Origin of the sequence: Leptolyngbya sp. FACHB-36 (assembly GCF_014695955.1) — a bacterium.
Classification (GTDB): Bacteria; Cyanobacteriota; Cyanobacteriia; order Leptolyngbyales; family Leptolyngbyaceae; genus FACHB-36.
Genome location: NZ_JACJPG010000344.1, coordinates 1 through 5662, shown reverse-complemented (window position 1 = coordinate 5662; position 5662 = coordinate 1). Strand labels below are relative to the sequence as shown.

Annotated in this window: 4 protein-coding genes; 2 read left to right on the top strand and 2 right to left on the bottom strand. The window is 54.4% G+C overall.

Annotated features, from left to right (window positions below; translation table 11 throughout):
* Both H6F43_RS09825 and H6F43_RS09820 read right to left on the bottom strand, forming a co-directional pair.
* A partial coding sequence (locus tag H6F43_RS09825) for a serine/threonine-protein kinase (RefSeq protein WP_190342605.1) occupies positions 1 to 1436 on the bottom strand: 1436 nt, incomplete at its 3' end.
* Between the two features lie 293 nt (positions 1437 to 1729).
* The gene (locus tag H6F43_RS09820; RefSeq protein ID WP_009768893.1) at positions 1730 to 1867 is read right to left on the bottom strand and encodes a photosystem II reaction center protein K; all 138 of its coding nucleotides are present in this window, start codon (positions 1865 to 1867) and stop codon (positions 1730 to 1732) included.
* Positions 1868 to 2364: 497 nt separating this feature from the next.
* On the opposite strand from H6F43_RS09820, the gene H6F43_RS09815 reads away from it, so the two are divergent.
* Both H6F43_RS09815 and H6F43_RS09810 read left to right on the top strand, forming a co-directional pair.
* Positions 2365 to 4248 carry an NAD(P)H-quinone oxidoreductase subunit F gene (locus tag H6F43_RS09815; protein WP_190342604.1) on the top strand — a complete coding sequence of 628 codons (1884 nt, stop codon included), beginning with the start codon at positions 2365 to 2367 and terminating at the stop codon, positions 4246 to 4248.
* A gap of 116 nt (positions 4249 to 4364) precedes the next feature.
* Positions 4365 to 5662, top strand: a 1298-nt coding sequence (locus H6F43_RS09810) for an NADH-quinone oxidoreductase subunit M (RefSeq protein WP_190342603.1), incomplete at its 3' end; no start/stop codon positions are given.

Here is a 5662-nt window from a genome sequence, read left to right as displayed (position 1 = left end):
GGGGCGACCGCGATCGAGGTGACCCAGTGTTCGTGTCCTCGCAGCGTTTGCAGCAGTTTACCTGTGGCAACGTACCAGATCCGCACGGTGCCATCCTGGCTACCGCTGATCAAGTGCTTACCTTCCGGGCTGAACATCACCGATCGCACCCAATCGGTGTGCCCGTTTAACGTCTGCACCAGTTCTCCGGTCTGCCACTGCCAGACTTTTACGGTGCGATCGTTGCTGCAACTGGCAAGCAGTTCTCCGTTGGGACTGGTTGTGATCGCCCGTACCCAGCCTGCATGCGCGGCGATCGTCCGATGCAGTTCTCCCTCTAAATTCCACAGCTTCACGGTGCGATCGCCGCTGCCACTGGCTAACAGCGCTCCATTCGACTGAAACACCACCGATCGCACCCAGCTTTGATGCCCGGTTAGCGTGTGCTGACAGCGCCAATTAAGGGACCGCTCCTCTTCCGGCAGCATCGTCTCTGGCAATTCTGGCTTCACGCTAGCGGCTTGCACCACTCCCCGCTCCCCACGTTCCCCTGCTACCACTCCCAACCCTGTGACAATTTCTGGCGCGTGCAAATCCTCCAGCACTGCTTCTACAGATTGGTAGCGCCGCTTCGTTGGACCTTGCAGCAGCTTGTCTAACAGGCTTGCCAGAACTCCGCTCATGGGACGATCGAGGTGCCGCTGCCAAACCCAAGTGCCTTCCTCGGTGTCGAACAACTCAGCCGGACGAACGTGCGTCAGTAAATAGATGCAGGTGACCCCTAGGCTATAGAGGTCGCTGGCGAAGGTGGCTTTGCCGATCGCCTGCTCAGGTGGCGTAAATTCTGCGCTGCCAATGCTCGTTCCGGTTCGCTCTAGCGCTGTTCCTTCCAGGGTTTTTGCCGCTCCAAAATCTACCAGAACGTACTGCCCGGTCGAAGCGCGACGAATAATGTTCTGCGGCTTGATGTCGCGGTGAATCACGTGATGGTGGTGGATGAATTCCAGCACGGGCAGCAAATCGTCGAGCAAGTGCCAGATTTGCTGCTCGGTAAACGCGCCTCGCTCCGTCACTTCTTGCACCAGGTTTTGCCCGTCGATGAACTCCTGCACCAGATAGTGGTACCCCGCTTGCTCAAAATGCGCCAGCAGTTCAGGAATCTGGGGATGGCTACCTAACTGCTCTAGCTGCATCGCTTCTCGTCGAAACAGCACCGTTGCTAGTTCGGGATCTTGCTGACTCGGATTCTGCGGAAAAAACTGCTTGATGACGCAGAGCGGACGGGAGGGTTTGTACTCATCCACGGCTAGGAAGGTTCTGCCAAATCCGCCTCGTCCGATCCGGTTCAGCGGACGATAGCGATCGCCCAAGCGCAACCGGAACCCGCACGCTGTACAGAAGTTTGCCGCGTCTGGATTCTGAGGACGGCTGCAATACGGGTTTAGACAATAGCTCATAGGGCAGCGTCAGGGGTGATGGAAATGGGGATTCCTCCTTTGGCTCAATTTATGCCTGTTGGACGCATGTGACAATACACAGTATGTGTGATAAGAGGAAATTGTGATGAACGACAAAGACTACTCGTGGCGCGGCAGTTGGAACGCTGGAAAAGTGCTTTCTATCGTGGCACTGCTGCTGGGATTGGCGATCGTGCTAGTAGGCTTCACTGGCTAGCCATCTTGACTCCACACAACCATAAAAAAGGGCAGACTTGCGCCTGCCCTACAAAAACCTCTCGGACTGATAAGGTTTATCTAAAACCAACGGCAGCCTGCCAGACAAACGCCAGCAGCAGAAAGAAGACTGGAATAATTGGCAGCACGTCTACCAACGGATCAAAGATGGAATAAGCTTCAGGCAGTTTTGCTAAGAGCAACGCGGCTTCCATGAATCAATAACCTCTTCAGCACAGAGTTAAGAATTGCCATACATCTTAACATGGAAGGTTTCTGCCAACGCCGCTAACCGTCGATCGCCGCGTGAAGTAATGTTGCGAGTTAACCAGCGACGATCGACCGCCTCAGGGGTTAACAGATTTAAGCGCTGCTCGTAATTACGCTACCTGCAATTAGACCGTCATTAGGCTAGACGGCGATCGGGCAAGCCTAATCAGTCGCGCTTAACCATAGACTGCTATCCATGCTCTGCAAACACTTTTTCATTGGTTTGTAGCAATTTTTGTATCTAATTGTTTCCATTGCAGATACCAATGGTAGCTAAACCGGTTTTGCTGGCTTAGCGCTTCAATTTGTACCAAGGGTTGTGATAAAAATTAGAGACAACAGCAAATCTTAAAAATTTTTTAATCCACCCCTTCGAGTTTTTGGATTACTCAGAGCTGGTGGGTTTTGTTATTTCTGATCCCGCAACCTTGAGGTATGCCCAATGGCGTCGCTCCTGCTTCAGAGTGTCTGGCTCGTGCCCTGCTATTCCCTCATCGGTGCAGCGCTGTCCGTAATCTGGTTTCCCTCGATTACGCGACGCACGGGACCCCGTCCAGCGGGGTACGTAAATGCTCTGATGACATTTATTTCCTTTGCTCATTCCTCGATTGCGCTGCAAGCGACTTGGAATCAACCTGCTTACGAACTGTCAATTTCTTGGTTAGACGTTGCTGGATTAAATTTTACAATTCCAATTGAAATTTCTTCCTTGACTGTGGGCGCCATCGTCGTCATTACTGGGCTGAATTTCCTGGCTCAGATTTTTGCGATGGGCTACATGGAAATGGACTGGGGGTGGGCGCGGCTCTATTCACTGCTTGCCGCGTTTGAAGCCGGAATGACCGCTCTAGTGCTCTGTGATTCCCTATTTTTTAGCTACATTATTCTCGAGATTTTGACGCTAGGTACGTACTTAATCATTGGCATTTGGTTTAACCAGTCGCTCGTGGTTACAGGTGCCCGCGACGCGTTTCTGACTAAGCGCATTGGCGATTTATTTCTGCTGATGGGAGTGATTGCGCTACTGCCGCTAGCGGGCACGTGGGACTTCTCGGAACTGGCGATATGGGCGCAAACAGCAGAGGTTAATCCAACCATCATTACCCTTGTGGGATTGGCGTTGATTGCGGGTCCGATGGGCAAGTGCGCCCAGTTTCCGCTACACCTGTGGCTGGATGAAGCGATGGAAGGACCCGTGCCCGCGTCGATTTTGCGGAACTCCGTCGTGGTGGCAACGGGCGCATGGGTGCTGGTGAAGCTGGAACCTGTGCTGTCCCTATCGCCTGTGGTAATGTCTACAACTATTTTCATCGGTGCGTTGACGGCGGTAGGCGGATCGCTGATTGCACTGGCGCAAATTGACTTAAAGCGCACCCTGTCTTACCTGGTGAGCGCGTACATGGGACTGGTGTTTGTTGCAGTCGGAACCCACCAGACCGAAGCAGCATTGCTAGTGGTGCTGAGCCATGCTCTGTCGATCGCCCTGCTGATGTCTGGTGCAGGTGCCGTCGTGTGGAACAGCGTCACGCAGAATGTTACCCAGCTAGGCGGTTTGTGGGGGCGGCGTCCCGTTTCGGGATTGGCGTTTGCGGTCGGCGCGTTGGGGCTAACTGCCTTTCCGCCGCTGGGAAGCTTTTGGGCACTGTTGGCGCTGGCAGATGGGCTGCAAGGCTCCAATCAAGCCTGGCTGATTGGTGTGCTGCTGGTAACAAATGCCCTAACCGCTTTCGGGCTAACGCGCGTGTTTTGCCTCCTGTTCTGTGGCAAACCCAAGCAAATGGCGCTGCGATCGCCGGAAGTCCACTGGTCGATGGTTCTGCCAATGACCATTCTGATTGGGTTTACGCTGCATTTGCCCCTAGTGCTTCAGTCGCTGTCGCTGCTGCCAAGCTGGGCAGAGGTCAACACTGACATGGCGCTGCTGCTGATTTGGTCCACGATTTTTGGAGGAAGCCTAGCCGCTGTTATTTATCTGGGCAACTACGTCCCCAAGCCCGTGAAGTTCCCTGTCAAAGTGCTGCAAGAGTTGGTGTCCTACGATTTCTACACGCCGACGCTCTACCGCAACAGCATCGTGTTTGGCGTCGATCGGGTGTCTCGCATCACGTCATGGTTCGACAAGCACTTTGTCGATGGCACCGTCAATCTGTTTGGTACGGTGACGCTGTTTAGCGGACAAAGCCTGCGCTACATCACGTCTGGTCAGATGCAGTTCTACGCCCTGACGATTCTGCTAGGTGTTGCCCTGTTGGGACTGTGGCTGTGCTTTCCATTCTTGTCTCATCTGACGCTGGTAGTGACCACTGGAGTAGCCAGCAAGGGATAGGCATCTGAGCGTAACACGCTGGCAACGATTAGCTGGGTGCGATTAGCGTTCGAGCTGCTGCGATCGCCCGACGAAGTCTAGTGTTCTCCTTCAACATTTATCATTCAAGATTCCCCATGCTCAGCCTCCTCATCTGGCTCCCGATCGTCGGTGCTGCCTTAATTGGATTCACTCCCGGTGACGTTCCTGCCCGTCGCGCTCGATTGGGAGCCGTGGCGATCGCGGGTTTTCTATTCCTCTGGACGCTATGGCTGCTGACGCAGTTCAACCTCAGCACGGCAGGTCCACAGCTGGTCGAGTATTTACCTTGGATTCAAACGCTAGGGCTGAGCTACAGCCTAGGCATAGATGGATTGTCGCTGCCGCTGGTGGCGCTGACGAATCTGCTGGTTTTGGTCGTTGTCTTCAGCAGCGACTTTGCCGGACAAGACGCCAAACCGCTCCAGCGTCCTCGCCTGTTTTACTCGCTGGTACTGTTGATTAGCTCCGGAATGGCAGGGGCGCTGCTGGCGCAGAACTTGCTGCTGTTCTTTTTGTTCTACGAGTTGGAGCTGATTCCCTTCTATCTGCTGCTGGTGATTTGGGGCGGGCAACGGCGGGACTACGCAGGCATGAAGTTCCTTATCTACACCGCTGTCTCCGGTATCCTTATTCTCGCGGCGTTTCTGGCGCTGAACTGGCTCACGGGCGCATCCAGCTTCGACTACGATGCGATCGCCACGGAAGGGCTATCTCAGCGCACTCAACTGATTCTGCTGACGGTGATGCTGATTGGCTTTGGCATCAAAATTCCGCTGGTTCCCCTGCACACCTGGCTACCGGATGCCTATGTAGAAGCCTCGACTCCGACCGCCATTCTGCTGGGCGGCGTGCTGGCAAAGTTGGGCACGTATGGTCTGGTGCGCTTTTGTCTGGGGCTGTTTCCCGAAACGTGGTCACTGGTGTCGCCGGGACTCTCCATTATTGCGGCTGTCTGTGTGCTGTATGGTGCGATGGCAGCGATCGCTCAAAAAGACATCAAACGCATGGTGGCCTATAGCTCGATCGGGCACATGGGCTATGTGCTGCTAGGCACGGCGGCGCTAACTCCCCTGGCAATGGTGGGCGTGGTTGCGCAAATGGTTAGTCACGGCTTGATTCTGGCGCTGCTGTTTTATCTGGTTGGCGTGGTTGAAGCAAAAGTCGGCACCCGCGAACTCGATGTTCTGAATGGCTTACTGAATCCGATTCGCGGACTGCCCATGACCAGCGCGCTGCTGATTCTGGCAGGCATGGCAAGCGCAGGCATTCCGGGAATGAGTGGCTTCATCGCGGAGTTCCTCGTGTTCCAAGGCAGCTTCTCTACGTTTCCCATACCCACGCTGTTTTGCGTTGTGGGAACAGGCTTAACGGCAGTCTATTTTGTGATTTTGCT

Coding starts and splice junctions, on each gene's coding strand:
- H6F43_RS09820 (WP_009768893.1), bottom strand. CDS start 1,867: ATGGAAGCCGCGTTGCTCTTAGCAAAACTGCCTGAAGCTTATTCCATC.
- H6F43_RS09815 (WP_190342604.1), top strand. CDS start 2,365: ATGGCGTCGCTCCTGCTTCAGAGTGTCTGGCTCGTGCCCTGCTATTCC.